At 47.3% G+C, this 2483-nt stretch carries 4 protein-coding genes; all 4 read left to right on the forward strand.

Annotated features, from left to right (window positions below; genetic code table 11):
• A partial coding sequence (locus RH89_RS29935) for an FCD domain-containing protein (RefSeq protein ID WP_004403362.1) occupies window positions 1-219 on the forward strand: 219 nt, incomplete at its 5' end.
• A gap of 91 nt (window positions 220-310) precedes the next feature.
• A complete protein-coding gene (locus RH89_RS14510; protein WP_004403365.1) occupies window positions 311-1210 on the forward strand; it encodes a 2-dehydro-3-deoxygalactonokinase in 900 nt (299 codons plus the stop codon).
• A complete protein-coding gene (locus RH89_RS14515; protein WP_004403367.1) occupies window positions 1200-1856 on the forward strand; it encodes a 2-dehydro-3-deoxy-6-phosphogalactonate aldolase in 657 nt (218 codons plus the stop codon). Before RH89_RS14510 ends, RH89_RS14515 begins: the two co-directional genes overlap by 11 nt.
• A gap of 42 nt (window positions 1857-1898) precedes the next feature.
• A partial coding sequence (dgoD, locus tag RH89_RS14520; RefSeq protein ID WP_004403370.1) for a galactonate dehydratase occupies window positions 1899-2483 on the forward strand: 585 nt, incomplete at its 3' end.

A 2483-nucleotide genomic window follows, 5' to 3' on the forward strand; every position in this document is an offset into this window, starting at 1 on the left:
CTTGGTGATGCTCTGACAACAACGATGGCGGTGTCGTTTACCCGAACGCTAGAGCAAAACATGACGCTGAGCCAACCTGCCCTGCAAGATCACTACAAAGTGATGGATGCAGTGCGAATGAGAAACCCCGAACAAGCTCGGGAAACAATGCGCGAGATTGTATTAGACGCAACAAGTAAAACCGTTAAAGAGCTGAAAGCCAGCGATTTGATTCGCTAGCCTGAGTTGCAGGCACCTGGCTTTCGGCACGATTTCACACCTATCAATCTTGTATTACAAGGTTGAATTCAAAGTAATACATGGAGTTTTTATGGCTGGGCAATGGATTGCCGTAGACTGGGGAACAACCAATTTCAGAGCGTTTCTGATGTCTGAATCAGGCGACTGTCTGGATACCATTCAGGCTCCTAAAGGGTTGCTTTCCGTTAAACACCAACAATTCCCCGAAGAATTTGACGGGCTGATTCACCACTGGACTGAGAGTCATGGTCCGCTGCCCGTCATAATGGCTGGAATGGTTGGTTCTCAACAGGGCTGGTGTGAAGTGCCTTACCTCCCTGCCCCTGCAACTATTTCTGATATTGCTAAGGGGTCTAAAGCCGTGACCTTGCTTTCGGGAATCCAGGCGAAGATTGTCGCTGGCGTTCTTTGCCAGAATGCTTTTGATCACCCAGATGTGATGCGTGGGGAAGAGGTTCAGTTGGTGGGGTTAAGTGACCAGCTCCAGCAGGATTTCACAGCTATTTTATGCGGCACACACAGTAAGCATGCGATCTGGAAAAACGATCAACTGATGCACTTCTCTACTGTGATGACTGGTGAACTCTATTCCGTTCTGACCAGCCATAGCTTGTTAGGCAAAGCCTTACCAGAACAGGAACCCAATGAATCCGTGTTTAACAAAGGTCTGGATATCGGCATCAGCCACCCTTTAAATCACGTTCTGTTCAGCGCGAGATCATTTCGTTTAACAAAAGACATCAAAGAAACTCATGTCCACTCATACATTTCTGGGCTTCTCATTGGTCATGAACTCTCCAAGATCGATGAACAGAAAGAAGTCCATCTGGTCGGCTCAAAAGGTTTGAGCAACCGCTATTCCAACGCATTGAGTTATCTGAATATTCGCCACCAGATTCATGATGGCGACCAGTGCTTTCTGAAAGGTATGACAACCATTTACAACAGCGAGAACTGCAATGAACACTGATCAGCTTAGAAATAATGAATGGTTTAACACCCTGCCACTTATCGCCATACTCCGCGGCGTAGAGCCTGATGAGGTCATCGACATTGCCAGCGTGCTTCTAGAGTATGATTTTCGATTTATTGAAGTTCCGCTGAACTCTCCAGATGCAGTAATAAGCATTGAAAAGCTGGTGCAGCGCTTTGGCGATAAAGCCATCATAGGTGCAGGAACGGTAACAACGGTGGACAAGCTGATGCCCGTTATTGAAACAGGCGCCAAACTGATCGTCACTCCTAACCTGAACGCCAACGTGGTCTCCACAGCCAGAGAGCACGATTGCGTTGTCTTCACTGGGGTTCAAACCCCTTCGGAAGCCTTTTCTGCCATTGAACATGGCACAAGCGCACTGAAGTTTTTCCCCGCTGAACTGATTCAACCCACCGGTATTAAAGCCATTAAATCGGTTCTGCCTCCCAACATGATTTGCTGCCCAACAGGAGGTATTGAAGCCGACAAAGATCAATTGCAGTCCTACATTGATGCTGGTGTCGACGGGTTTGGCTTAGGGTCGGGGCTGTATAAGAAAGGGGTTACGCCATCTGAATTGCGAACGCGTGCTAAAGCGTTTCGGGATTGTTGGGCATCCTTAAATTCCACAGAGCGTTAAAGGCGAATCCCCTTTTACTCAAAGACTTATTGAAGGCGTTATATGAAAATTACTGGTTACGAAACATTTATAGTGGCACCCCGGTGGGGCTTTTTAAAAATCACCACCGACGAAGGTATTACAGGCTGGGGAGAACCTTGTTTAGAAGGCAGAACGCACACAGTTCATACCTGCGTTGATGAGTTAATGGAATACCTTATTGGTAAAGATCCAAGAGACATAGAACTGCACTGGAACTACCTGCACCGGTCAACCTTTTACCGAGGTGGCGCAGTAATGATGAGCGCCCTTTCAGGTATTGATCAGGCACTGTGGGATATCAAAGGCAAAGCACTGAACTCTCCTATTTATCAACTTCTCGGAGGCAAGTGTCGCGACAAAATCCAGACCTACTCCTGGATTGGAGGTGACAGACCCAACGATGTAGTCCGCATGGCAAAGGAACGAAAAGCATTAGGGTTTAATGCCATCAAAATGAATGGCACCGAAGAACTGAATTTCATCGACAATTACAGCAAGGTAGACGCGCTGCTCGATAGAGTTCAGGGTATTCGCGATGCACTGGGTAAAGATTTTGGTATTGGAATCGACTTTCATGGGCGGGTTCACAAAGCCATGGCGAAAGTC

Source organism: Vibrio nigripulchritudo ATCC 27043 (assembly GCF_000222685.1).
In the GTDB taxonomy this organism is placed as follows: domain Bacteria; phylum Pseudomonadota; class Gammaproteobacteria; order Enterobacterales; family Vibrionaceae; genus Vibrio; species Vibrio nigripulchritudo.